Origin of the sequence: Micromonospora sp. NRRL B-16802 (genome assembly GCF_001279555.1) — a bacterium.
Lineage (GTDB): Bacteria > Actinomycetota > Actinomycetes > Mycobacteriales > Micromonosporaceae > Micromonospora > Micromonospora profundi.
In genome coordinates, this window is the sequence record NZ_LGEB01000097.1 from 127,419 (window position 1) to 153,428 (window position 26,010).

General features: G+C 72.3%; 20 protein-coding genes. 12 read left to right on the forward strand and 8 right to left on the reverse strand.

Annotated features, from left to right (window positions below):
* The first annotated feature begins 17 nt into the window (after positions 1-17).
* The 12 genes from ADK66_RS26055 to ADK66_RS26110 all read left to right on the forward strand — a co-directional run bounded on the left by ADK66_RS26055 (position 18) and on the right by ADK66_RS26110 (position 14,816).
* The gene (locus tag ADK66_RS26055; RefSeq protein WP_053659781.1) at positions 18-272 is read left to right on the forward strand and encodes a hypothetical protein; all 255 of its coding nucleotides are present in this window, start codon (positions 18-20) and stop codon (positions 270-272) included.
* A 1-nt stretch (position 273) separates the two neighbouring features.
* Positions 274-3,501 carry a hypothetical protein gene (locus ADK66_RS26060; RefSeq protein ID WP_053659783.1) on the forward strand — a complete coding sequence of 1,076 codons (3,228 nt, stop codon included), beginning with the start codon at positions 274-276 and terminating at the stop codon, positions 3,499-3,501.
* On the forward strand, positions 3,498-4,967 hold the full coding sequence (locus ADK66_RS26065; RefSeq protein WP_053659785.1) for a hypothetical protein: 1,470 nt from the start codon (positions 3,498-3,500) through the stop codon (positions 4,965-4,967). The genes ADK66_RS26060 and ADK66_RS26065 overlap by 4 nt, the downstream gene beginning before the upstream one ends.
* Before the next feature lie 2 nt (positions 4,968-4,969).
* Entirely contained in the window at positions 4,970-5,470 is a 501-nt protein-coding gene (locus tag ADK66_RS26070) for a hypothetical protein (protein WP_053659787.1), read from the forward strand.
* A complete protein-coding gene (locus ADK66_RS26075) occupies positions 5,470-6,114 on the forward strand; it encodes a hypothetical protein (RefSeq protein ID WP_053659789.1) in 645 nt (214 codons plus the stop codon). The genes ADK66_RS26070 and ADK66_RS26075 overlap by 1 nt, the downstream gene beginning before the upstream one ends.
* Positions 6,111-8,138, forward strand: a complete 2,028-nt coding sequence (locus ADK66_RS26080; RefSeq protein ID WP_053659791.1) for a hypothetical protein — start codon at positions 6,111-6,113, stop codon at positions 8,136-8,138. Before ADK66_RS26075 ends, ADK66_RS26080 begins: the two co-directional genes overlap by 4 nt.
* Positions 8,139-8,148: 10 nt before the next feature.
* Positions 8,149-8,472: a hypothetical protein gene (locus ADK66_RS26085; protein ID WP_053659793.1), complete on the forward strand. Its 324-nt coding sequence runs from the start codon at positions 8,149-8,151 to the stop codon at positions 8,470-8,472.
* A gap of 1 nt (position 8,473) precedes the next feature.
* A complete protein-coding gene (locus tag ADK66_RS26090) occupies positions 8,474-8,977 on the forward strand; it encodes a hypothetical protein (RefSeq protein WP_053659795.1) in 504 nt (167 codons plus the stop codon).
* Positions 8,970-10,406: a baseplate J/gp47 family protein gene (locus tag ADK66_RS26095; RefSeq protein ID WP_157552928.1), complete on the forward strand. Its 1,437-nt coding sequence runs from the start codon at positions 8,970-8,972 to the stop codon at positions 10,404-10,406. The genes ADK66_RS26090 and ADK66_RS26095 overlap by 8 nt, the downstream gene beginning before the upstream one ends.
* Before the next feature lie 12 nt (positions 10,407-10,418).
* Entirely contained in the window at positions 10,419-12,764 is a 2,346-nt protein-coding gene (locus ADK66_RS26100) for a hypothetical protein (protein ID WP_053659799.1), read from the forward strand.
* 13 nt (positions 12,765-12,777) lie between these two features.
* Entirely contained in the window at positions 12,778-13,905 is a 1,128-nt protein-coding gene (locus ADK66_RS26105) for a hypothetical protein (RefSeq protein ID WP_053659801.1), read from the forward strand.
* A 137-nt stretch (positions 13,906-14,042) separates the two neighbouring features.
* Positions 14,043-14,816 (forward strand): BTAD domain-containing putative transcriptional regulator, encoded by a 774-nt coding sequence (locus ADK66_RS26110; RefSeq protein ID WP_082377673.1) that lies wholly within the window; start codon positions 14,043-14,045, stop codon positions 14,814-14,816.
* Between the two features lie 265 nt (positions 14,817-15,081).
* Here ADK66_RS26110 and ADK66_RS26115 read toward each other — a convergent pair whose 3' ends face one another.
* The 8 genes from ADK66_RS26115 to ADK66_RS26150 all read right to left on the reverse strand — a co-directional run bounded on the left by ADK66_RS26115 (position 15,082) and on the right by ADK66_RS26150 (position 25,948).
* On the reverse strand, positions 15,082-16,569 hold the full coding sequence (locus ADK66_RS26115) for an FAD-binding oxidoreductase (RefSeq protein ID WP_053659803.1): 1,488 nt from the start codon (positions 16,567-16,569) through the stop codon (positions 15,082-15,084).
* Between the two features lie 148 nt (positions 16,570-16,717).
* Positions 16,718-17,452 carry an HD domain-containing protein gene (locus ADK66_RS26120; RefSeq protein ID WP_053659806.1) on the reverse strand — a complete coding sequence of 245 codons (735 nt, stop codon included), beginning with the start codon at positions 17,450-17,452 and terminating at the stop codon, positions 16,718-16,720.
* Between the two features lie 55 nt (positions 17,453-17,507).
* The gene (locus ADK66_RS26125; protein WP_053659808.1) at positions 17,508-18,866 is read right to left on the reverse strand and encodes a polysaccharide lyase family 1 protein; all 1,359 of its coding nucleotides are present in this window, start codon (positions 18,864-18,866) and stop codon (positions 17,508-17,510) included.
* A 98-nt stretch (positions 18,867-18,964) separates the two neighbouring features.
* Entirely contained in the window at positions 18,965-20,143 is a 1,179-nt protein-coding gene (locus ADK66_RS26130) for a Gfo/Idh/MocA family protein (RefSeq protein WP_053659810.1), read from the reverse strand.
* A gap of 85 nt (positions 20,144-20,228) precedes the next feature.
* The gene (locus ADK66_RS26135; protein ID WP_053659812.1) at positions 20,229-21,722 is read right to left on the reverse strand and encodes a mannitol dehydrogenase family protein; all 1,494 of its coding nucleotides are present in this window, start codon (positions 21,720-21,722) and stop codon (positions 20,229-20,231) included.
* The gene (locus ADK66_RS26140) at positions 21,713-23,017 is read right to left on the reverse strand and encodes an enolase C-terminal domain-like protein (protein WP_053659814.1); all 1,305 of its coding nucleotides are present in this window, start codon (positions 23,015-23,017) and stop codon (positions 21,713-21,715) included. Before ADK66_RS26140 ends, ADK66_RS26135 begins: the two co-directional genes overlap by 10 nt.
* Before the next feature lie 114 nt (positions 23,018-23,131).
* Complete coding sequence (gene uxaC, locus ADK66_RS26145) at positions 23,132-24,565, reverse strand: glucuronate isomerase (RefSeq protein WP_053659816.1); 1,434 nt, start codon at positions 24,563-24,565, stop codon at positions 23,132-23,134.
* Positions 24,566-24,619: 54 nt separating this feature from the next.
* Positions 24,620-25,948 carry a Gfo/Idh/MocA family protein gene (locus ADK66_RS26150; protein ID WP_053659818.1) on the reverse strand — a complete coding sequence of 443 codons (1,329 nt, stop codon included), beginning with the start codon at positions 25,946-25,948 and terminating at the stop codon, positions 24,620-24,622.
* Positions 25,949-26,010: the final 62 nt, after the last annotated feature.

The window sequence follows — 26,010 nt, forward strand, 5'->3', positions numbered from 1 at the left end:
TCAACCGGAGGTAGCAGATGGCGACCGGTGCTGGCCGTGCCGCCCGGGTCACCCGTACCGGGCTGGCCCTGGTGCACGCGGGTGAGCTGGTGTTGCCGGCGGCCGGTAGCGAAGCCGAGGCCGAGCAGGTCGCCGAGGACGATCGCGCTGTCATCGCGTACCACTTCCCGGTGGAGATCGAGGTGGTCTCGGCCGGCGGCGCGGTCGACGTCGACGCCCTCGCCGACCTCGCGCTGGCCCGGCTCGCCGAGCACCTGGACGGGCGGTCCTGACGTGGCCATCTCGGTGCACGTGCCGGTGCGGATCCGGTTGGACGCGCGCTCGGTGACCGGGCGGCCGGAGGCGGTGACCGACGCGCTCGGCGCGGCCCTCGCGCGAGCTCTGGAACGCTCCCGCCGCGAGGTGGTCGCGCCCCGCGGCGGCTACCTGGAGGTACGCGCCGCAGCGCCGGAGTTCCGCTGGACCGGCGCGGGCGGCGAGAGGGTGTCCCCGGACGACAGGCGTGCCTTCGAGGCCCGGCTGCGCCAGCGCATCGACGAGGTGGTCGCTGCCGCCCGGCTGGATCCGGGGCTGCCGGCCGGTGTGGCGGCGCCGCTGAGCCGGCCGGCGGTCGAGCTGTTCGACCCGCAGCGGCTGCGCAGCCTGCTTGCGGTCTACCGGGTGCCGTCCTACGACGACGCCGGCGACGCCGCCGAGGTGCCGGTGGACGGCGACGAACCGCCGCCGATGCGCTACGAGTGGCGGTTACGCCCAGTCACCTACCTCATCGGTCACTTTGACGAACTGGCCCGCGAGGCGGTCCGGCAGCACGGGGCCCTGTCGTCGGGCAGCCCGGCTGGCGTCATCGCCCGGGTTACCGGCCCGGATGGACGGCGGGTGTGGCTGGTCATCGTCGCCACCACCCCGCTGTCCTACCTGACCTTCGACCGGTTCGGCGAGACTGTCTTCCGGGCCACCCCCCGACCGCACTTCCAGATCGTGCCGCGTACGCCAAGCCCGCAACCGGGAACGGTGGACCGTCGGCTCGTCGCCGATCGGGCCGCGCTGGTGTCCATGGTGGACGAGGAGCTCGGCGCCGACATCCGGACCCGCCTGCGCACCGCGCAGCCGCGCGGTGGCACCACCACCGCCGAGGAGTACGCGGCGCAGATCGAGCGGGCCGTCGACGCGGAGGTGAACCGGCGCGTCCAAGGGATCCTCGATTCGCTGGGCGGCGCGACACCGACCAGCCTGGTCATCGTCCAGGTGGGTGGCACGTCGTTGCTGCTGATCGGCACCGAGGCCACCGACAAGACGCTGCACTGGACCGGGCGGGCCAACCTGCTGCCGATCACCGTCGCAAAGCGCCAAACGAGACCGGTCGACCCCAACGCTCCGCCCGGTGCCGGCACCGACGCGGGCGGCGGCACCGACGGCGGCACCGACTCCGGTACCGACGGCGGCACGGGCACCGGGGCCGGCACAGCCTCGGGAACCGGCACGGGTGACGGTGGCGGCACCGGCACCGGCACCGGCACCGGCACCGGTGACGGGGGCGGCACCGGCGCTGGAGCCGGCGATACGGCACGAGGCGGGTTCGTCTTCGACCCGAGCGCCCCGAGCGCGCCGCCGAGCACCACCGCGAGCCGGTTTCCGCTTGTCACCGGTGAGCGGGCGGAGATACCGGCGTGCGGATCGCTCAACGGTGAACTCGACCTCGACGCGCTGGGCGCGGACGCCGACGGTCTGCGTCGCCTGATGGACGACATCGCGTTCCGGCTCCAGATGAACCAGCCCTGCCGCTACCCGGCGACCTTCTGTCTGCAGGCCGCCGCGGTGCTGCGCGCCCGCGCCGCAGCGATCGGCGTGATGGTCGGCTCGGCGGAGCGGGAGGGATTCAGCCGGCCCGTCCCGGAGGGCACCGGTGGGCTCGGACCACTGGACTTCCGGCCGGTCGCCTCGCCCGCCATCCAGTTCCTGCGTCACCTCGCCGGTGTGGTGCCGGGGCTGGACCACCTCGCCCAGCGGATCATGGCCGTCTACCGCAAGCCGGAGCACTGGGCCAGGATCCGCAGCGCCGCGTTCGAGCACCCGGCAGCGTGGAACCTGCACTTCCTGCACGAGTTCACACCGGCAGTGAAGGACGCCGTCGGCACGATCTTCGTGATCGGCAACAAGGCAATGCTCGTGCAGTTGCTGCTCAGCTCCCGGCAGGGCATCCAGACGCGGATCACCAACTTTTCCGCGTACGCGCCGATCTTCGAGCGGCTGATCGTCTCCCAGCTCACCGACTACGTCGAGTTGCAGGGCCTGCGGGACCGGCTGCGCCGGCACGAGACGGCCCGGACCCTCCTGAACGCCACAAGCACCGGGGGAGAGGCGCTCGCCACCGCGAGCATGGCGAACCCGTCCACCGCCTGGTTCGGGGCGGCGCACTCGCTCGCCGGCGCGTTCCTCGCCGCGGAGGCCGCGTTTGCCAGCCCCGGGGCAGCCGGTGAGATCGTCGAACGGGACGGGGTGACCCGGATCCGGGACTCCCACGGGGTGCTCTGGACCGTCGCCGACATCGAACAGGCGATGGTCATCCAGCGTGGCGAGGCCGAGGGCATCGACCCGCTCGTCAAGCAGATCACCGACCTGCCCGACGTGCTGGCTCGCTTCGCCGGTGACCGCAGTGCCATCCGCGACGAGCTGTGGCGGGTGCTCCAGGACATGCGGCGCAACAACGTCGAGATGCTCGACCGCGCCCGGGGAGACGCCGGGTTCGCGTTCCGGGCCAGCCGGATCAGCGAACACATCCCGTCGGCCACCATCCCGGGTGGCCGGTACGCCCTCCAGGGCATCCACCTCGTCACCCACCAGCAGATCGGTGAGTTTTTCGGCGGCAGCAGCTTCTACACGCTCGGCGTCGACGACCTGTTCAGCAGTGAGCTGGGCAGGCAGGCGTTGTCCGCGTTCGCGCTGACCGTCGGCATCATCGCCCTGTCGGTGCTCTGCCCACCGCTGGGCTTCGCGGTCGGGGTGGCCGTCGCGGTGGGCGACGTGGTGCACGCGCACCAGCGCGAGCGGCTGTACGGCGCGTTGATCGACCCGGAGTTGGTGCTCACCCGCGCCGAGGTGGAGGTGGAGCTCTTCGCCGCGTACCTCGGTCTGGCGCTGTCTTTGATCCCGGAGGTCGGCACCATCGGCGGCGCGGCCGTGCGCGGCGGCCGGGTCGCCCTGCGGTACGGGCTGCGTGCCGGACTGCGGTCCGGTGGTCGGTACGTGGCGCGCCGGGTCGCCCGGCAGGTGATCGAGGCGGCTTCCCGGGACCTGCTGCAGGCGTTCGTCACCGAGATCCTCCTCAACGAGGTGTTGGAGCGCGTCGTGCAGAAGCTCATGGAGCCGATCCTCGCGTACGTCGAGCGGGAGGCGATGCTGCGCAGCGCTGTCGGCGGCCCGGAGGGCGCCCGGTTCCTCCTCATGGTGCTCGACTCCCAGCCCACAGCCGCCGGTCCCCGCGTCCCGGTGGTGCGGCCGTGACCCCGCCCCGCCGGTTCCGCGCGGGCCGCTTCCTGGACTCCGCGGCGGTACACGCAGCGGCCGACGCCAACCCGCGGTTGCGCCGGTTCATGCGTACGGTTGCCGGGCACAGCGAGGCCGGTGAGGTGCGGTCCCGCCGGCTGCTGGAGCACCTCATCCGCCGCATCGTCGACGACGTCGGTGACCTGCACCTGGGCAACGCGGTGAGCAGGCTGGAGCGGATCGCCGTGCTGCGGGAGAACATCGCCTCGATCCTCGACCACGTGCTCGACGGCCGCCCCCTGCCCGAAGGGACGCAGGTGGCGGCGTTGGGGGAGTACTTCGACCAGCTCAGAACGGAGATGCGCGACCTGAGCCGACCGCGCGACGGGATCGTGGGTGACGCGCCGTTGCGCCTGGCCGACGACGCCGCCGCGTACGCCGAGTCGTTGCTGCGGGATTTCGAGGCCGGCGGCGGCCGGCACGTTGAGCCGGCCGCCGTGGTCGACGACGCGTTCCGGGCCATGCCGGCAAACCGGAAGGCCGCCGTGCGCCGTGCCGCCGAGCTGGAGCCGCAGGCGCTGTGGCGGGCGGTGGCCAGCGAGACCGAGGGCGGTAAGCGGGCCGCCGTCGCGGACCTGGAGACCCGGCTCGGTGGCCGGCTCACACCCGACGAGCTGGCTCGGCTGCGGACCGCCGTCGACGACCTCGGTCGGGCTCGCTCGCGTGGCCTGCAGATGAGCGAGGCACGCCTCGCCGAGATCCTGGCCCGCATCGCCGACCCGGACCTGCGGGCGGTGGTGGCCAGTGGCGACGTGTGGCTCACCCAGCAGCTCGCCGCGCACAACCCGGAGGCCCTGGCCACCCTGTGGCAGCGCTTCCGGGACCGGGGCGGACGCGCCGACGACGGCCCCGGTTTCCGCTCCTACCTGCGCCACGACATGGTCACCTACGGCCGGGGCGTGCTCGGCGAGTACAGCGCGGCGTTCTCGCTGAGCAGCATCGAGTTGTTCCTCAAGGGGCCGGACGCCAACGTCAAGGTCGCCGGCACCGACCTCGTCGGCATCGGCCACGACGGCTGGGCGTGGCTGATCGACGACAAGTCACACCGGTCGACGAGCGTCAGTGGAGTCAGCGCGCTCACCGAGAACCTGGCCACCAACCTGCGCCGTGACGCCGCCGACTTCCGCGACGGCATCGCACGGCTGCAACGCGGCGACCCAGGCTTCACACCGGACCCACGCATCCTCGACGCGATCTCCCGGATGGAGGACGCCGCCGCCGAGATCGACCGGATCAACCGGCGCGGCTCGGCGGCGACCCGGCCGGCGCGGATCAGCAGGGCCCTCGAAGAGCGTCGACTGAGGCTGCGGGTCACCAGCGCCGCTGGCGAGGTCCGCGAGATCAGCCAGGCGCTGCGCGACCTGGGCCTGGCCGTCGAACGCACCGGTGCGCCGGTGCCGCTGCCACCGACCGGAGGGCGCTGAGCATGGCCATCACCAGCAGCTTCATGCGGTACGGCACGGTGCCGTCGGCGATCATCAGCGACGGGGTCCTGCCGATCCCGCTGTGGGCGGTCACCGCGATCTCCCTCGCGCAGACGTACCACCTGCCGCCGATCGGCTCCACCGCGCACAAGGCGATCGTTGCCACCCACGACGACACCATCACCCTGACCGGCGTGCTCGTCGGCGCGGAACGGTACGCCTGGAAGTTCGCGCTGGAGACGATGGCCGAGGCGAGCAAACGCGGCACCGCGCTGGCCGCGTACTCCGGTGGGAAGTTCGGCGGACTCATCCTCGTCACGTCCATGACGATCCGCACCGACATGCAGGTGCAGTCGCTGACCTTCAACGCGTCGGCGGCCCGCCGCGACGTCCTGGACACCACAATCACCCTCGTCCACGTGCCCCGTCCCAGCCTGCTCGGCAAGCTGCTCGACGTGGCAAGCATCGGAGTCGGCGCGCTCGCCGACGGGTTGGGAAACTGATGCCACCGTTCCCGATCGACCGTTACCTGCTGCCGGAGACACCAGTCGAGGTGCCCGACGGGTTCACCGAGGTGCGGCAGAGCCTCACCGCCGGCCTGCCGCACCGCGTCGAACTCGGCGCGGGCGTCCACGCGGTGCTGATCCTGCCCACCGGCCTGGCCCGGCAATGGCTGAACACTGACCCCCTGGCGGTGGTCAGCAGCTCCGCCGACGACCTGGCACCCCGGCCCGCGCCGCCGGCCACACCCCGGGCCCCGGCGCTTGTCGGCCGGGTGCCGCTGCGCCTGGTCGTCCGCCAGGGCACCCGGATCCTCGGCTCGGTGCCACTGGCCACCGGCCTGCGCCGGGTCTGCCCCGACACCGGCCCATCCACCGGTGCCGGCCCGTCGACCGCCGTGGAGCTGCTTGTGCTGGCCTGGCTGCTGCACGCCGGGACGGTACGCGGCTCCGGCGACTACGGCTCGACGCTGACCCTGGCCTGGCGGCCCGCCGACCGGGCCGTGGACCAGTTCGGACCGCCGCCGATAAACGAGTTCGTCTGGCGTCGCCGCCCACCCGCGCAGCGCGTCGAATCCGAACTCGGCCCCGGCAAGCTGCGCTACCGCTACCTGCTCGACAAGAAGATGCGGAGGGTCCTGCGATGACACTCACGCCGTTCCAGACCGGCCAGGTACGCCAGGGGGCGGTCGGCAACGACGCCGGCTGGACCCTGACCTTCCACCGGGAGACCCCGACCGGGCTCAGCCAGGACGCCACGCTCACGCTGTCCAGCGCCGACTACTACGCGGCCATCGACGCCGCCCTGCCCGAGGGGCTCGGCTCCGGCGCGTACACGATCACCGTGCAGGGGCTGATCGACGAGCACTTCGCGGCGCTGCGCACCGCCGAGGGGCAACCGCCGCTGGTGGCGAAACTGCACCTGTACTGGCGCGACGCCAACACCTCCGTCGGCGCGTTCTTCACCAACCTCGTCGGCGTCAACGCCGGCCCGTCGGCGGCCGAGCTGACGCAGGCGCTTGTCGCCGTCCTGCGGGTGACGAAGGTGCGCCGACTCACCGGCGAGCGGACGTACGACACCGAGCTGACCCTCGTCGAGCAGGCGTACGCCCGGCTCGGGCAGCGGGTCGCCGAACGGTTCGAGGCGGCGAACTTCACCGCCGCCGTCCGGGCCATCGCCGAGCGGACCCGGGTGGACATCGCCACCTGGGGTGCCAACCCGGACGGCACGATGACCCGGGGTGCCAGCGAGGCGTCCGGCGACGAGCGCGTCGCCTTCGGCGCAGGGCTGCCCTACCGTGCCGCGCTGGACCGGCTCGGCGGCGCGTTGCAGCAGTCGCTCAACGCGTACGGGCGGGGCATGCTGCTGATCCGCGACGGCACCGTGCACGTCGGCAAGCGCCCCATCCCGTACCCGGAGGGCGAGCCGAAACCGCTCACCCTCGCCACCGGGCTGCTGGAGTGCACCGAGAACGGCAGCCAGGACAGCGACCCGTACGCGGCCACCGAGGCGGGGGGCACAGCGCCGCCGCGCCGCCGGGCATGGACGTTGACCCTCAAGGGCCGCCCCGATCTCAAGCCCGGCGACCTGGTGCTCTTCGACCCGCCCGCGGTGAACGAGGCCACCACGCTGGGCAGCGTCGGCGCGGCGTTGCTCGGCTCGTTCGCCGCGCCGTTCGCCCCGTCGACAGGCGAGCTGGGCGCGGGAGCGAAGCTGCTCTACCTCAGCGCGGCCCGGCACACCCTGTCGCGTACCGCCGGGTTCGTCACCGTCGTGCAGGGCGTGGAGGTCTCCTCGCCCGCGCAGGCCTGGGACAACTGGAGCGACGCCTCCGGTGTGGCCGCCGCCGAGCCGGCGGGCCCGGCGTCGTCGCCCGGTGTGGCCGCCGCCGAGGCGGTGCGCCGGACCGCCCGCGCGGCCCGCGGCGAGACCCGCGGGCTGGAGATCGGCGAGGTACGCGCGGCGGCCACCAACGCCAGCGGCGCCGTCGAGCCGCCCGCGCAGACCGAGACGGTCTGGGAGGGGCTGGTCCGCCCCGACGGCCGTCCCAATGCCGCCCGCCGCCTGCCGGTACGCCGGCAGGAGCCCGCGCCGCTGCCCGGGGTGACCTACCTGACCCCGTTCGCGTGGGGTGGCTGTGGGCTGATCCTGCCCCGCTACCCGGGCACCCGGGTGGCGCTTGCCTACCGCAACGGCGCACCGGACGATCCGGTTGACGTCGGCGCGCTCTGGCCCACCGGGCACGCCCCGGTGTCGCATCCGGGGGACTGGTGGCTGTCCCTGCCCGTCGGGGTCGACACCAACAGCCGCTCGTCGATAGGCGACACGGTGGTGCCCGCCGACCACAACGGCAAGGTGACGCACGACCTCACCGACGGCGACGGCAACCGGGTCATCGAGGTGGGCGAGCTGACCGTGCGGGTGGGACGGGACGAGCTGCGCGGCCGGGGCCAGCGCCCGGCACGCGCCGACGACGCCGACAGCATCACCATCGAGCACGCCGCCGGCGGCTCGTCGATCGTCATGAAGCAGGACGGCTCGATCACCATCACCGCCAAGAAGATCGACCTGGACGCCGGTGACGGCGCGGTGAACATCAAGGGCGGCACCGTCACCATCGCCGCCGACGACGTCGACGTCCAGGTCGGCAACGCGATGAACGTCCACTGAGGAGAGCGACATGGCATTCGTGCTCACCACGTCGAGTAACGTGCACTGCCCCAGCCAGGGGACGGTCTCCCCGGCCGGTCAGGCGAAGCTGATCGTGGCCGGTGCTCAGGTGACACGCCTCGACGGCATCACTGGTAAGTCGGTGACCGGCTGCACGATCACCGACAGCAACCCCACGATGCAGTGCAAGAAAGTCGTCTCGGCGACCGGCGCCGCCGGAAAGCTGCTCGTCGGCAACGTCGGTGTAGCGCTCGACACCCTCAGCGGCGCCACCAACGGCACCACCCCCGGCCTGTCCGCCACCGCCGGGCAGAGCAAGCTGAAGGCGGTCTGAGGTGGACCGGACCGAGCGGGAACGGCAGGCCGCCCAGCGCCGCTACCTCGGCTGGGGCCTCGCCTTCGAACCCACGATGCCCGGCGTCGACCTGGCCCGCGACATCGTCTTCGACGACGGCCCCGACGGCCGGGTGCTGGCGCTTGTCGCCGGCACCCAGAACGTGGCGCAGAGCCTCTCGGTGGCGCTCACCACGCTGCGCGGCTCGAACGTCTTCGACGCCACCTTCGGCTTCGACGGGCTCAACGCCCTCGCCGAGCAGATCGAGCCGAGCCTCATCCGCGAGCAGGTGCGCATCGGCATCATCACGCTGCTCGACCGCGACCCTCGCGTCCGCAAGATCGTGGACGTGAACCTCGACGACGGTCGACTCGGCGCCACAGGCACCGACGACGCCGCCCACGCCGCGCTGCGTGCCTCCCGCACCCTCCAGGTGCAGGTCCAGTTCGAAACCATCACCGACGACAGGCTCTCGGTGCATCTCGGGGAGCTGCCCAGTGTCTGATCCGACAATGCCGGCCGAGCTGGCCGACGTCCTGGCCGTCGACGCCGCCGCCCTGCGGGCCACCGGCTCGACAGGCTTCGGCATCGTCGAAACCGGCTTCGTGCCCAAGTCCTTCGCCCGACTGCTCGCCGAGAAGCTCGCCACCGCCCGCCTGCTCTTCGGCGAGGACGTCGACCTGACCAGCGGCGCCGTCCTGCGCAAGGTCCTCGAACTGGCCGCCCTGGAGGACGCCCGACTGTGGGCTGCCCTCGGCGCGGTCTACGACAACTCGTACGTGGTGTCGGCCACCGCCGACGCGCTGACCCGACTCGGTGAGGAACTCGGCATTCCCCGGCCGTACCTGCCGGCCCGGGGGACCGTGAAGCTGAAGCTCAAGGCCGCCCTGCCGACCGGTCGTACCCAGCTCACGCTGCCCCGGGGCGCGCGGCTGTCCACCCCCGGCGGGCACCACGTCGCACTCGACGAGACGGTAGTGCTCTCCGCCGCCGTCGCCGAACGGGAACCAGCCGTCGCCGCCTTCTACCCCGGCCCCGCGCACAACCTCGACCCCACCCAGGCCAGCCAGAAGATCGACAGGTGGAACCGGGCCGACACGCTGCTCGCCGACCTGGACGACGCCGAGCAGGCCGCCGGCAAGGACCTCGTCGAGATCACCCACACCGTCGCGCTGACCGGCGGCGAACAGCAGGTCTCCGACGCCCGCTACCGCCAACTGCTGCTGGCCGCGCCCCGCTCCATCTGGACGGCCGAGGCGATCGGCCTGGCAGTGGCCACCGTCCCCGGCGTACGCCAGGTGCAGGTCTTCGACGGCCGGGGCGGGTTGGACCTCAACCAGTCCATCTTCGGCAACTTCAACTTCATCGAGCGCGTGTTCAGCACCGAACGCGACCTGGGCAACCCGTACTACGTCACGGTGCTCGTCGCGCCCACCGCCGCGGCCATCTGGGACGGCCCCGACGGGCTGCACGCCGCCGTCGAGTCGGTCATCGAGGACCTGCGGCCGGTGGGCATCTTCGCCTCCGTTGACCGCGCCGACGAGGTCGGCATCGGCGTCGAGGCCGACCTGGTGATCCGTGGCCTGCCGCTGCCCACCGGCTCGACGGCGACGGTGAACGCCTCCACGGCCGCCACCGAACTGCGCGCCCGCCTGCACGCCCGACTCCGCCGCTACGTCGACGAGCTGCCCTTCGGCGAACCCGTCCGGGCTGCCGAGGTGATCTGGACGCTCATGAACGAGCCGGGCGTCGCCGACGTCCGGAGCCTGCGACTGGTGCGCTTCCCCGCCGACTCGGCAGTCGTGGTGACCGGCAGCGCCCCCACCGGCGACGGCGTGCAGCGGCTGCCCGTCGGCGACAACGCGGTGCTCGCCGCCAACCAGGTGCCCGTCTACGTCGACCGGGACGACCCCCGGCCGTTCCGGATCGTCTGAGCGGGGGGCGCGATGACCGACATCCGGGTACCGGTGGACGGTGCCGACCCGTCCGTCGAACGTAACCTCGTCGACCAGTTGGAAGGCCCCTACCCGGGCACTGTCCGGCGAGTGGTCGTACCGATCGCCGCCGCCGGCACCGCAGCCGTGGACTGGACCAGCCGGCATCCGCTGCTCACCGTCGTGCTGCGCCGGGATCTGGTCGAGGAGACCGTCCGGGTGGCGGTCACCGTGGCACCGGGCGCCGAGGACGAACGGGCGCTGCCGCCCGTGGTGTTCGCGCCCTGGTCGGCCGCCGGCGCGTCGATCCCCGTGTACGCGCCGGACACCGCCGACGAGCCGCTGGTCGCCGCGTTTCCCGTGACCGTGACAGCCGAACGGATCGTCGACGGCGGTTCCGCCACTGCGGTCACCGGTGCGGCGCTCACCGCACTCGTGGAGCTTGCCGTGCTGGAGGGCAACCTGGGCCGGCTGCTCTACCTGGTGTCGTACGAGAAGCACCGGTTGCGCCGGGCGGCCCGGGAGGTGCACGCGTACCGGACCCTGGCACACGCCCGGCGCGACGCCCTGGACCGGATCGGCGCCGACGTCGGGGTGGCCCGCTTCGTCGACGAGCTGGTGCACGAGCCGGCCAGCGGCGAGGTGTACGCCCGCCGGTTGGCCCCGCCGGCCCGCGAGCCGGATGCGGCGTACGCCCACCGGCTCGGGCTCTACCGCCGGTTCCTGCTGCCCACACCAGGTGCGGTGCGCCGGCTGCTCAACGGGCCGGGAGCGGACACCGACCCGAACACCGGGCTGTTCGCGGACCTGCCCGGCGGAGCCCGGTTCACACTGCGCGAGGACGACGACCGGTTCGCGGTGGCGATCCGGCTTGTCGCCGCAGGGGACCCGCAGCACCGCACCAACTTCCTCGCTCAACTGCGCCGGGACCGCCTCGTCCTGCCGGCGAACACGCCGCCGAACAACACCACGCACGCCGGCCGGGCGTTGCCGGCGAGCCGGCTGACCGAGATCACGGCGCTGCGGGCCAGCCTGCGCCAGTCGTACGCCTTCGACAGCTCGCACGGCATCGCGCCGCCGCTGGCCGTAGCCCTGGACCGGGCGGGGCGGGTGTGCCGGGCGCTCGGCTCGTCAATCGTGTGGCAGGTGAGCCGGGCGCAGGACGGCGCTGGTGGCAGCCGCTACGAGCTGGGTCTCGGTGTCGACGTGAGTTGGCCGACGCCCGCGCAGGCCACCGATCTGCGCAACCGGGTGCTGGACACCGGCCGCGCGGTCACCGCCGACCGGACGGCCGAGGCGCTTATCGCCGCCGCCCGCGCGCGCGGCGTGCCAACGGTCGGGGCCGATGGCGAGCTGGCGTGGCTGTGGCGGGTGTGCGGGCTGGCGACGACGCACCGGATCAGCACCACGACCATGTACCTGTCGCACCTGCCCACCCGAGGGCTGGCGGTGACCGCGCCGCTGAGCGCGCCGGTCGGCGCCGACACGACTGTCGAAGCGCAGTTCCACGCTCCGGGTGACCCGGGCGGCAACGCGCTGCTGCTGGCTGGGCTGAGCGCGGCCAGGGCGGCCTGGAACAACGCCGGGGAACCGGCGTGGAACCAGCTGACCGACGCTGCGGCACGTACCCGGTGGGCGGCCGTGCCGACCCGCCCGGCAGGGCAGCCGGTCGATCAGGTGCTGGCCGCCGCAGGCCTTCCCGCGGTACGGGAGCCGGCGCCCGTGGTGGCCGCGCTCAACCGCCTGCCCGACGAACTGGTGGAGACCATCGAGCTGCCGGCGGCGCTGGCCTCCGCACTGATCGCCGGGCAGCCGGACGCCGGAGACCGGCTGGCCCGGCTCGTCGGGTTGCTACGCGAGCAGCACCTGGCAGCCGCGTTGCCGCTTGTCGAGACGGGCAACCGGGTGCTGCTGGTGTGCAGCGTCATCGGCCTGCCGCAGGCCGGGCTGAACCTGGCCGAGCGCCGGGCCACCGGGTTCCGCTGGTACACCGTCGGGCTCGGCGGCGGCACAGCGGAGATCAAGGCGGTCGGCGCGCGGACCGCCCTGCGACCCACCCACACCGGGCTGGTGGCCGTGGTGGCGCTCTCCTACGTGCGGACCGGCCTGACCGACCCGTACGAGTTCCGGGTGGAGCTGCCCGACGGGGTGGCGCTGACCCTGGCGCAGTACGAGCGGCTGATGAACGCGCTGACGCGGGTGTGCCCCCTCGGCGTGGAGATCAACACGTTCGGCATCCGGCGCGACCACGTCGACCTCGACGGCAACGGCACCGCCGAGCCGCTGCGCCCCGCGGTGGCCCGTACCTTCCGCACCTTCCAGCAGCGCCGGCACCGCGGCGTGTACGACCAGCTCTGAGAGGGACACCACAATGGCGAGCGAGATCAACTACGACGGGATGACCGTCACCGAGCTGTACGAGGTGTTCACCAAGCACGGCATCCCGCCCTCGGACGCCAGCGTGCTGGTCTCCTCCTGGATCTACGAGAACGTGGGCACCGCGAAGCGGGTGTTCAGCTACGCCGAGTCGTTCCCGGCGGTGGAGCCGGGCTGCGCGCCGCCGCCGTTCGCGCGGACCTTCGCGCACACCGACTGGGTCGACGGCGAGGACGTGGTGCAGGCCGGGCAGACCCCCGGCGAGCAGGGCTTCAACGAGCGGTTCCACCGTATCGAGCACGACCTGGACCACCTCGGCACCGACCTGGCAAAGGCGTTCGCGTGCATGGCCGCGATGCGGGTGAGCCTGCGCCGTCTGCTCGACGAGATCCGTACGGAGATCAACCGGCTGCACTCGACCGTCCACGAAAACAAGATCGCCCCCGGCCCGTACACGTTCGAGCAGATCCCGAACTACATCGGCGCGCTGGACTTCGGCAAGTACATGGGGACCACGATGTTCCTGGACAAGAAGGTGAGCATCTGGCAGACCAAGGCGGGCACGATCGTGCTGCCCGCCGTGGAGACCCTCGGCGTGGACGTCATCGCCGGGCCGAAGGTCCGTGGGGCAGCCCAACTCGCCCGGTACGCCGCCGAGCACGGAGACGTCCGGCAGCGGTTTCCGCGCGAGGTGAAGCTCGATGAGTTCATCCGCCTCTTCGGCGACGACGAGATGGCCGACGGTCGACTGATCCGCGACGTGCTCAAGGTGCTGCCGGCGAACACCAGCTACCAGAGCGTGGACGCGATGCTCGCCGAGGTGAGCGAGCGAGAGGCCGTCATCGTCCGCACCACCGTCGGCGCGCAGTCGGCGGTGTCCGCCGCCCTGGGCATCGAAGCCGAGCTGGAGAACGTCGCGGACGCCGACATCGCGATGCTCGCCGGGGTGCCGACCAAGGCGCGGGCGGCGCTGGCCCGCGCCGGGATCAGCACCCTCGGCAAGCTCGCCGAAACGCAGCCTGAGCAGGTACTCGGCATCATGAAGGAAGCCGGGATCCGCGCCGACGTCGGCGACGCCGCCGAGTGGACCGGGTACGCCCAGACGCTGAGCAAGCTGCGCTGAACGGCCGGGGCCGACTCCGGCGAACGGCTGATCCGCGCCGTTCGCCGGGTCGGTGTGACGACACTGCGCTGGCGCGTCGACCATCCACACCCGAGCGTGGAACTCCCACGGGGCGACAGGGTGCGAAGGGCACATCCATGGTTGTTCAAGAGGTGACGCACGACCTCCGGACCGCAGCGGGGGAGACCGATGCGCGGCAGCCACCCAGGTACGCGCTGCGCCTGCTCGGTGGGTTCGGGCTGGAACGCGGCGGCCTACCGGTCGCTGTGCCGCAGGGCGCCCGCCGGTTGCTCGCGTTTCTCGGCGTACGCCAGCGCTGTGCCCGCGCGGAGGCCGCCGGCACGCTCTGGCCCGGCTCCCACGAGGAGCGTGCCCGCGCCAACCTGCGCACCATGCTGTGGCGTCTGCACCGGGTCACGCCGGAGCCGTTGGTGGCCGAGGACGACCAGCTCGCCCTGGCCGTCGGCGTGACAAGCGACGTGGCCATCCTGGCCGCGGCGGCCGCCGCGTTGCTGGCCGGCGCACCGCCGGTGGGCGCTCCGGTTCCGGCGATGGCGACAGGCGAGCTGCTGCCCGGCTGGTACGACGACTGGGTGCTGACCGAGCGGGAGCGGCTGCGTCAGACCCGGCTGTACGCGCTTGAGGCGCTCGCCGAACGACTCACCGCCCAGGGCCGGTTCGGTGAGGCGGTGCAGGTGGCGTTGACGGCCGTGCAGTTGGAGCCGCTGCGGGAGAGCGCCACCCGCGTGCTGATCAACGTGCATCTGGCCGAACGCAACATCAACGAGGCGGTACGCCGGTTGGAGCTCTTCCGCACCGACCTGGGCCGGGAGTTGGGCGTCGCCCCGACCCCGTGGCTGGAACACCTGGTGCGGGCCGGCAAGGCCGGTGCCACGGTCCCGTTGCCGTGACCGCCAGAACACCTTCCCGTCACGTCCTTTGCTCTGCTTCAACCAGCGCAACACTTACGCCGTGTAGGTGTAGCGCCGGTTGAAGCAGAGCAAAGGCTGGGCAGGAGGTGGGTGCGGTGGGCGCGACTCGCCCGCCGCGCCCGTCGCGCCCGCCGCCCCCCACCGCCCTCACCGGGCCTAGACCGCTCAGGGCCTCGTGTGTGGGGTGGCGTGGCCTGCGCTGCCGTCGGCTGAGTTACCCGCAGGTCAACGCGCAGGCCGCCGGTCAGTGCGTCGCGGGCGGGATGCTCTGCTCGTACTGGAAGACGTTGTGCGGGTCGTACTTCGCCTTGACCCTGCGCAACCGCGGGAAGTTGCGTCCCCAGTAGGCGGTCTCCCACTCGGCCATGCCGATGTTCGGCACGTTGGCGTAGGCGCCGCACACGTAGGGCCGTAGCGCCAGGCTGAACTCGGCGATCCAGGTCTGGGCGATCGGGGTGAGAGCGTCGTCGCTGTCGGGCTCTCCGCGGGTGCCCCAGCCGACGCCGGGCTCGGAGTAGAGGAGCACGTCGCGGTGCGGGAACGCCGAGCCGCCGAACGGCTCCTGTGTGTGCGCACCCGTACCGAACGCCTGCGAGAAGAAGTTGGTGTCGTCCGTCGGGGCGCTCTCCATGAACGTGCGAACGATGTTGATCGCCTGCTTCGGGAGCGGTTCTCTGACGAACTGCGAGTAGAACTTCCACTTGCCGGGGTCGTCCGCGCTGGGGACCTGGAAGTCGGTGTAGACGTCGCCCCAGCCTCCGATCTGCACGGTCACCTCGGGGTTGCCGATTGACAGGATCGGCGCCAAGAGCCTCCTGGCCTCTTCCTCTGTGCCTTCGGCGAGCACCCCGAACATCAGGATCTCGTTCCTGTGGACCTCGAGTTGGCTGCCGAGCCGGGGGTCGGTGAAGGGTGTGGTGCGCTGCCAGGTGTCGAAGACCGGGTGCAGGTCGTCGAGGCCCGGCCAGGTCGCCTGGAGGTAGGCGACGCTCTTGAGTGGGGCCACCTTATAGGTCAGCGAGGTGACGATGCCGAAGTTGCCGATGCCCGCTCCGCGCAGCGCCCACAGCAGGTCCGAGTGGTTCCACGGGTCGACCTCGAGCACCTTCGCGCCGTCGGCGCCCGCCGCGACGACGATCTCCGCCCCGATCAGGTTGTCGCAGGCCATCCCGAGGTAGCGGGTGAGGAAGCCGAGCCCGCCGCCGAGGGTCGCCCCGGACAGGCCGACGGTTCCCTCTGTTCCCGTCGTCGCCGCCAGGTCGTACTCGCCGAGCGCGGTGACGGCCTCCAACTGGGTGAGCCCCGCGCCGACCTTCGCCGTACGGCTCGCGGTGTCGATGTGGACGTCCTTCAACTCGCTGACATCGATCACGATGCCGTTGTCGACGTTCGACCAGCCTTCGAGGTTGTGGCGACCACTGCGTACCCGAAGCGCGACGTTGTGCTGCCGCGCCCACGTCAGGGCGTTGACCACGTCCTGGGTCTCCTGGGCGAAGACGATGACCAGCGGATAGTGCACGAAGAGCTCGTCCCAGCCGAGGCTCGCGTCGGCGTAGTTGGGGCTCTGCGGGCGGACGATGCGCCCGGTCAGCTCCGCCGGGGGGTACTTCATGCCGGACCCGGGGCCATCGGCCGCGATCGCCGAGCTGCCGGCTAGCACGACCGGGATACCGACCGCTCCGGCGCCAACGGCCGTCGCCTTGAGCAGATCGCGACGAGAAAGGTCACGCATGGTCAGAGTCCTCTCGATCGGAGTGCGCCGAAATCGGTCAAGAAGGCTTATTGCTTCTCATCTGGCGCAAACAAACCGTAAGTGCAGAGGGCTCCTCGAAGATCCGAGAACTTGTCGCAGAACCCGGTCGAGTGACGCGGCGGCAGGGTCAGTTCGGGTGGGCGGGCTGGTCGAGGATGGCGCTGAACCGCTCCTCGGCCAGGTCGAGCTGGCCGAAGATGTGCCGCTTCACCGCCGGTGCGAGCGGCGTGTCCGGCCGGCCGATCAGGTCCCGGAAGAGCGGCACCAGGGGCCGGTACTTGCGGGCCGACGAGACGACCTTCGGCCCGATCGTGTGGATCACCCCGACGCCGTTGTCGGTGAAGTCCGACACCTTGATCACCCGGGCCCAGGGCTCCCGTTCCAGGCTGACCGCCAGGTGCTCCCGGTACTGCGTGTTGCGGTCCCGCTCGGGGTCGTACACCGGGTTGGTGACGGCGGCGACCAGGGTGGCCACCCGAGGCCCGAACCGCGCGGCGAGCGTGGCGAGCGCCGCAGCGGTCGGGTCGGTGTCCGTGCCGGCGTCGCCGTCGGCAAGCTCGACCGGGTGGTCCTCCACCGCGTCGTGCAGCAGACCGGCGACGATCACATCCACGTCACGCACCTGGTAGTGGTGCATGAGCCGGATCGCCACCCGCAGCAGGTGGTTGAGGTACGGCTCGCGGACCCGCCGGTCGTCGCGGTGCAGTTCGGCGGCGAGGTCGAGCGCGGCGCTCAACCGCGCCCGGGCGTCGTCGTCGAACTGGGCGACCTCCAGCCGGAAGCGTTCCAGCAGGCCCGGTTCGCCGTGGATCTCGGTGATCGCGTGCATCGGCATGCTGCCCAGGTGCGGCGGGAAGTCCATGCGTCACTTATAGCCGATCTTCACCACATCGATGACCCCCTACGTCGGCTGTCGGTCACAGCGGTAGCCGATCGGCGCCTGCCAGCGGGCCCACCAGGAGCGGGACCAGTGGCGTCGGCAGGACGGGGTCGCGGCGCAGCGTGGGCGTCCACCCGGCGTCGGCGCCCAGGTCCGGATCGTGCGCCGCGTTGTACGCCGCCAGCAGGTCGACCGGCCGGGCCGGACCCGCGCCCTGGCGGACCCAGCTGCCCCGCTCGGTGAGCGCGGTACCTCCCCAGTCGTAGAGCAGATCGGCCGGGTCGACCGCCGCGTCGAGGGTGAAGAAGTTGTTCTGCGCGTAGATCGCCGACTGGACGCCGACGCCGAGCGCGTACTCGAAGTCGTCCCCACCGAGCCGGTAGTGGTTGTTGTAGACGTCGACCTGGCCGAACCGCACACGGGGCAGCCGTTGCAGGACGCCGTCGAAGATGTTGTGGTGCAGGGTCACCTTCAACCGGCCCACGTCCGGGCCGACAGTGTTCGACGAGCCGATCAGCATCAGCTTGTCGCGCCCGGTGAAGCGGTTCCAGGACGCGGTGACGAGGCTCGCGGTGTGCGTGACGTCCAGCGAGCCGTCGTGCACCTGGTACGGCCGCCCGAAGTAGGTCGGCTGCGCGCTGTCCGGATTGTCGCCGTCGGTGAACGTGTTGTGGTCGATCCACACGTGCTCGCTGCGGCGCACCGAGATCTGGTCGTACTGGCTGTTCCAGTTGCCGGTGTCGCCGTCGGTCGGTGACCAGGCGGGGAAGCAGTCCCGGGCGTCGACGAAGGTCAGGTTGCGCACGATCACGTTCGACGCCCGGTCGATCATCAGGGTGAGACCGGTCAGCCGGGCACCCCGCAGCCCGATGATCGTGGTGTTCGGGCCGACGTTGATCTGGGTCTGCCGGGTCTGGTTGGCCACCGAGCGCACCCGGGCCTCCTCCAGCGGGCCGGCCGGCGTCACCCGACCCCACACCGCCGGGTCGTACGCGGCCAGGTAGGCGTCCAGCCGGTACCCCGGGTCGGCCAGGTCGGCGCAGCTCAACGGCGTGCCGTCGGGTCCTTCGAAGCCGTCGACGACACCGTCGACGTAGATCAGCTTCGGGGTGGCGTCGGTGGTGTTGCCAGCGTTGTCGCCGCCCAACGCGGCGACCAGTTCGGCCCGTGTGCGGACCACCCGGGTCCGGTCGGGTGCCGCGGTCGAGCCACCTGTGGTGCCGGCGCCCTCGGCCGCCCAGCCGTCCCGTTCCGGCACCGCTTGCCGGCCGAGGTGGCGGGCCGCCCAGGAGAGACGGTCGGCGGGGTCGGGACGGTCGGCGGCCAGGGCCGGTGCGATCGGTGCGGCACCGAGCAGGAGGGTGACAAGGGTCGCGACGGTGAGTGTTCTGCGCATCGATTCTTCCCATTCGCTGGTGGTGGAGGGGAGGGTCTGTCCAATGCGGCCCGTCACAGCTCGGGCGGGGTGCGCGCTCCGGTGCCCGGCGCCTCCCTTCAATCCGTCAGTTCGGCGCGGTACGCCGGTGCTGCCCACGGCACCGCCAGTTCGCTCGGCAGCGCTCCCCGCTCGACCGCCCGCCGCAGCACGTCGACAACGCCCCGCAGGTGCAGGACGCGGCTCTCGCCGTCGCCCACCGCCGTCACCAGGTCACCGTCGAGCAGCAGGGGTTCCGGAGCGCCGCGTAACGCGTCGAGCAGCGCGGTGAACGGCGCGGTACGCGCCAGCGGGGCGATCAACGGCACCCCGGCCGGGTCGGCGCGGTGGGCGAGCAGGTTCTCCAGCAGCCCGCGCCGGCCCGGGACCAGGCGGGTCGCCACGTCGCCGGGCAACCGCAGCCGGTCCGTCGGGTACTCCAGCACCGCCTGTCCGGTCTCGCCGGTGACCACGACCTCGCCCGCCACGAACTCCTCGGCGGCGAGGGTGACCGCCGCCAGGACCGGCGGGCCGGCTCGGAACCGGACCCGCAGCACCGCCGTGTCCTCCACCTCGATCGGCCGTACCCGGTAGCGCTCCACCTCGATGGCGGCCGGCCACTGTGGAGCGCCGCCCAGCGCCTCGGCGACCGCCAGGCACTGCATCACTGCGTGCGCGAGCGGGTTGGCAAGCGCGCCGTCCAGCACCGGCCGGCCGTCCAGGCTCCGCCGGCCTGCCCATGGGGAGCGGGCGTAGTACGCGTCCGGCCGCTGCCACGCCGCCACTGTCGCTATGCGGGTGACAGTGCCGAGTCGGCTGGCCGCCAGCGCGTCGGTTAGCGCGGTCAGCGCCGCCGAGCCGAGCGCCTGGAAGCCGACCTGCGCCACCCGCCCGGTCGCAGCGAGCGCCTTGCTCAACTCCTCGTGCTCGGCCATCGACAGCACCGGAGGCTTCTCCAGCAGCAGGTCCGCGCCGGCGGCCAGGGCGTCCCTGGCGATCGGAAGGTGGGTGTGCGGCGGGGTGCAGATCACCACCACGTCCGGCCGGGTGGCGGCGAGCATCGCCCGGTGGTCGGTGAACACCTGCACGCCGGGCGGCACCGGCGCCGCCGGCTCGTCCTGCACCGGGTGGACGTCGACGAGGGCGACCAGCCGCACCTGCCCGTCGGCGTGCAGAGGTGCGATCACCCGCCGATGCCACCGGCCGTGCCCGTTCGCCCCGATCACCGCCACCCGGGGCGCCGGCGCCACCCCGTTCACCGGGCACCGGGCAGGCTCGGCCCGCTCACCCGGGCACCGACCTGCGTGAGTCCGTCCACCGGGCGCCGGCCTACGCGAGCCCGTCTCACCGGGCACCGGCCAACGTGGCCTCGACGCCGTGGCGCTCCAGCGCGGTCAGCCAGGTGATCACCTCGGTGCGTACCTCGTCGTCCTCGGCCACCTCGGCCGGGATGACGTCACGCAGCGCGAAGATCGCGTCCACGGTGCCCGCCGGGCTCTGCGTCCCGGCGTCCAGCGCCGCCCGGATCGGCCCGGCGAGCGGGTCCTGGAACGGTAGCGGCCGGCCGTCGTCGGCGTACCCCAGCGCGAAGCGCAGCCAGGCCGCCACGACGAGCGCGCCCCAGCGCGCGGGCCGGCCGGCGGCGCGCAGGTCGGCGACGGTGTGCAGGACGCGCTGCGGCAACTTCTGCGACCCGTCCATCGCCACCTGAAGGGTGCGGTGGTGGATCGCCGGGTTGGCGAACCGGACGAGGACCTGCTCGCCGTAGTCGACCACCCGGACCCCGTCCGGCGGGGTGAAGCTCGCCGCGACGTCCTCGGCGATCAGCCGGCGCAGCACGTCAGTGAGGTGCGGGATCAGCAGCGCGTCGGCGATCGTCTCGCGCCCGGCCAACGCACCCAGGTACGCCACGGCCGAGTGCACGCCGTTGAGGGTGCGCAGCTTCAGCCGTTCCCACGGGCCGGCGTCTTCGGTGAGCACCGCACCGGCGTGCTCCCAGCCGGGCCGGCCACCGGGAAAGTCGTCCTCGATGACCCACTGCATGTACGGCTCGGCGGCCACCGCCGCCAGGTCGGTCACGCCGAGCGCCCGTCGGACCGCCTCGATCGTTTCCGGGGTGCTGGCCGGCACGATCCGGTCCACCATGGTGCCCGGGCAGGTGACGTTTCCGGCCACCCAGTCGACCAACCCGGCGGGCACACCCAGCGCCTGGCCGACCGCCTGGTCGACCATGCCGCGCAGCCGCCTGCCGTTGGAGGGCAGGTTGTCGCAGCTCACCAGGGCGATAGGTCCGGCGTCAGCGGCGGCGCGTGCGGCCAGCCCGCGCAGCAGCAGCCCCGGCACTGTGCTCGGCGGACGGCCCCCGGCCAGGTCCGCCGCGAGCTGCTGGTCCGGGCACAACCGGCCGGTCACCGGGTCGAGTTGGTACGCCTTCTCGGTGACGGTGAGCGTTACGACCCGTACCGCCGGGTCGGCGAGCAGCGCCACGACGGCGTCCGGGTCGCTCGCGGCGTGGCGTACGCCGCTCAACGCCCCCACCACCCGCGTGGCGCTGCCGTCGGCGGAGAGGGTGCTGACGCTGAACAGGTTGTCCTGCGCGGCGATCGCCTCGACAAGGGCGGTGCTGCGCGGGGCGACGGCCACGATGCCCCAGTCGCCGCCGGCAGCGCCGATCGCCGCCTCGGTGTAGACGGCCTGGTGCGCCCTGTGGAACGCGCCAAGTCCGAGGTGGACGATTCCGGTCGGCACGGTGCCCGGCCGGACGATCGGTCGGGCCTCGACGGGCAGCCGGCGCAGCACACCCATGCCGAGCCGGGACGCGCCGACGGTCACCGCCATGCCGGGCCGTCCGGGAATCGGAACTCGGCGATCGACTCCTGCTTCATCGTGGCGCTGTAGCCGGGCCGCTCGGGCAGCAGGTAGCGGCCGTCGCGGGTGCGGACCGGGTCGACGAAGTGCTCGTGCAGGTGGTCGACGTACTCGACCATGCGCCCGTCCAGCGCGGTACCGACCCGCAGGTAGTCGAAGATCGCCAGGTGCTGGACGTACTCGCAGAGACCGACGCCGCCGGCGTGCGGGCAGACCGGCACCCCGAACTTCGCGGCCAGCAGCAGCTCGGCCAGGACCTCGTTGACACCACCGACCCGGCACGCGTCGATCTGCATCACACCTATCGCGTCGGCCTGGAGCAGCTGCTTGAAGATCACTCGGTTGGCGGCCACCTCGCCGGTGGCCACCCGGCACCGGCCGCCGGTCAGCTCGGTCACCGCGCGGGCGATCCGCGCGTGCCCGAGGATGTCGTCGGCGTGGGTGGGCTCCTCGATCCAGTACGGGTCGACCTCGGCCAGCACTGTCATCGCCGCGATGGCCTCGTCGACGTCCCAGACCTGGTTGGCGTCCATCATCAGCAGCGCGTCCGGGCCGATCTCCTCGCGAATGATCCGAGCCCGGCGCAGGTCGTCGGCGAGCGGGCCGCCGACCTTCATCTTCATGGCCCGCCAACCCTCGTCGTACGCCTGCCGGGTCAGCGCCCGCACCTTGTCGTCGGGGTAGCCGAGCCACCCGACCGATGTGGTGTACGAGGGGAAGCCGTCACGTTCGAGCGTGCTCAGCCGGTCGGCCAGCCCGTCGCGTCCCTTGTCGAGGATGGCGGCAGCGTCGTCGGGGGTGAGCGCGTCGGTGATGTGCTTGAAGTCGATGCTTGCGACAAGCTCGTCGGTCGGCAGGTCGGCGAGGAACCGCCACATCGGCTTGCCGGCGAGGGTCGCCCGCAGATCCCAGACGGCGTTGACGAGCGCGCCGGTCGCCATGTGGATGACGCCCTTCTCCGGCCCGAGCCAGCGCAACTGCACGTCGGCGCTTAGCGAGCGCCAGAACGCCACAGGTTCGGCGGCGATCTCCTCGACCGTGCGCCCTTGTACGTGATGGGCGAGCGCGCGTACCGCCGCGCAGGTGATCTCGTTGCCCCGGCCGTTGGTGAAGGTGAACCCCGCGCCGGTTGGCCCGGCGTCGGTGCCCAGCTCCACGTACGTCGCCGAGTAGTCGCCCCGGTTGATCGCGTCGGAGCCGTCGCCCCGCGCCGCGGTCGGAAACCGCACGTCGTGCACCTCGACGGAGGTGATAGTGACACTCACTGTGCCTGCCTTTCGTTTGCGACTGCGGGGCTCCGCTGCGCTGCACTCCTCGCGCTCACCGGGCCTGCCTTTCGTTTGCGACTGCGGGGCTCCGCTGCGCTGCACTCCTCGCGTTCACCGGTCGTCCCGCCCGAAGTTGAAGACCTGCCTCGGCAGCCGGTACGCCAGGTCGACGATGGTCTCGGCTGCCTCGTCCATGGGCAGCCGGTGCTCGGCGACGAGCCGGGCCAGGAAGCCGGCGTCGACCCGGCGCGCCACGTCGTGGCGGACCGGGATGGAGCAGAACGCCCGGGTGTCGTCGACGAACCCGGCCGTGTTGTAGAAACCGGCGGTCTCGGTGACCGTCTCCCGGAACCGGCGCAGCACCTCGGGGGAGTCCAGGAACCACCAGGGCGCGCCGAGGAGCACTGCCGCGTAGCCGCCGGCCAGGGGCGCCAGCTCACGGGTGAAGGTGTCCTCGTCGAGGGTGTAGAGCACCACCCGCAGCCGGCTGTCGTTGCCGTAGCGCTCCAACAGCGGGGCGAGCGCGTGCACGTACTCGGTGACCTGCGGGATGTCGCCGCCGACGTCGCGGCCGTGCCGGGCGTACAGCCACCGGTTGTGGTTGCGGACCGCGCCGGGGTGCAGTTGCATGACGAGGCCGTCGTCGAGCGACATCCGGGCGAACTCCACGAGCATGTGCGCCCGGAAAGCCTCCGCGTCGGCCGCGTCGGCCTCTCCGCGCAGACCCCTGTCGTACAGCCGGGCGGCTTCCTCGGGTGCCAGGTCGAGCGTCCGCGCGGTGGGGTGCCCGTGGTCGGACGAGGTCGCCCCCGCGGCGATGAACGCGGCCCGCCGGCTCCGCAGCGCCGCCAGATAACCGGCGTACGTGCCGGTGTCCTCCCCGGCCAGCGCGCCGAGGCGCTGCACGTTCGTCGACCAGCCCTCGAACTCCATGTCCACCACGTCGTCCGGGCGGAAGGTGGTGATCACCCGGCCGCCCGGCCCACCCCACCCGTCGGCGGCGAGCTTGGCGTGCTGCCCGAGGTCGTCCAGCGGCGACTCGGTGGTGGCGAGCACCTCGATGTTGAACCGCTCGAACAGCGCCCGGGGCCGGAAGTCCGGCTCGGCCAGCCGCGCCGCCAGCTCGTCGTAGACGTCGTCGGCTGTCGACGGGCGCAACGGGGTGTCCACCCCGAACACCGTCCGGAACGTCCGCTCCAACCAGAGCCGCGAGGGGGTGCCCCGGAACAGGTGCCAGTGCGCGGCGAAGCGCCGCCAGATCACCCGGCCGTCGGTCTCCGCCGGGCTGCCGTCGCGGGTGGGCACACCCAACTGCGCCGGGGGTACGCCCTGGCTGAGCAGCATCCGGGTCAGGTAGTGGTCGGGCACGATGAGCAGCTGCGCCGGATCGGGAAACGGCTGGTCCTGTGCGAGCAGTGCAGGGTCGACGTGCCCGTGCGGCGAGATGATGGGCTGCTGCGCGGCGAGGGCGTACAGCTCCCGGGCAAGGGCGCGCTGGCCCGGGTCCGCGGGCAGGAGCAGGTCGGTCTGGTCGGCTATCGGCACGGGGACGGACTCCTCGTCGGTGGGTCAGCGGAGGGCGAGCGGGTCGGCCACCGGTCAGCGGGGGGTGAGCAGGTCGGCCACCCGGACCGGCTGGCCGGTTTCGAAGGAGCGGTTGGCGGCCAGGCCGGTGAGCAGGGCCAGCGCGCCGTCCTCGGCGGTCGCGGCGCGATGCAGAGGGTCGGGTTGGCCGCCGAGGAGGACCCCTGTCATCCGGACGTCCGCGCCGCCGTGGCCGTGCCGGCTGCGACCCTCCACGGGGATCTGCCGGGGCGGTTCCCAGAACGGGCGCACTGTGAGCGTCGCGCCGCCGCCCTCGGGTGCCGCCTCGACGCCGTGCAGGGCGGCGCCCTTCACCGCGCCGGCGGTGCCCCGGTCGACGAAGTCGTTCTCGGTGACCTCCAACTCCAGCCGGCCCCGACTGCCGTTGACCATCACCCGGTAGCCCTCCCAGGGCGCGTACGCGGTGAGGTGGTAGGTCATCGTGGCGCCGGTGGAGTAGCGGGCCAGCACCGCCATGTCGTCCTCGATCGTCACACCGGGGGCGAAGACGTTGCGGTCGCGTTGGTAGCCGTCCTCGGCCTCGGCGTCGAGGTACAGCTCCCGCAGCCGGGGGTGCGCGTCCAGCCGCAGCGCGAACGGGTCGTCGGCGGCGGCGGGGGAGCCGTACGCCCTGTCGTAGTCGCGGGCGTAGCCGTGCCGGCGGCCGTCCTCGCCGTAGAAGAAGAGCCGGCCGGCGGCGTACACCTCGACGGGAGTGGCGTCCAACCACCAGTTGACAAGGTCGAAGTGGTGGCTGGCCTTGTGCACCATCAGCCCGCCCGAGGTGGCCTTGTCGCGGTGCCAGCGGCGGAAGTAGTCGGCGCCGTGCCGTACGTCGAGCAGCCATTCGAAGTGCACCGAGCCGATCTCGCCGACCGCACCCTCGGCGAGCAGACGGCGTACCTGCTCGTGCAGCGGGTTGTAGCGGTAGTTGAAGGCGACGTTGACCCGGCCGCCGGTCTCGGCCACCGCGTCCAGGATCCGCCGGCAGCGTGGTGCGTCCACTGTCATCGGCTTCTCGGTGACGACGTCCCGGCCGGCGCGCAGGGCTGCCACCACGTACTCGTCGTGGGTGACGTCCACACTGGTGACCAGTACGACGTCGACGCGCTCCTTGTCCAGCATGGCGGCGAAGTCGGCGGCCGGGTACGTCGGCACCGGACGGTGGCCCAGCTCGGTCAGCCACCGGTTGTGCGCGTCCATCCGGGCCTGGTTGACGTCGGCGAAGGCGACGAGGTCGGTCGTGTCGGCGTGGTCGAGCACCAGGGCGCGGACGAACATCTCGGCCCGCGCGCCGGTGCCCACGACGGCGTACCGGACCCGTCCGTCGGATCTCGGTGACATTCGGTCGCCTCCCGGGGTGATCCTGCAAAGGTTTGCAGTGAAGTAACCACGGTCGATCCGAT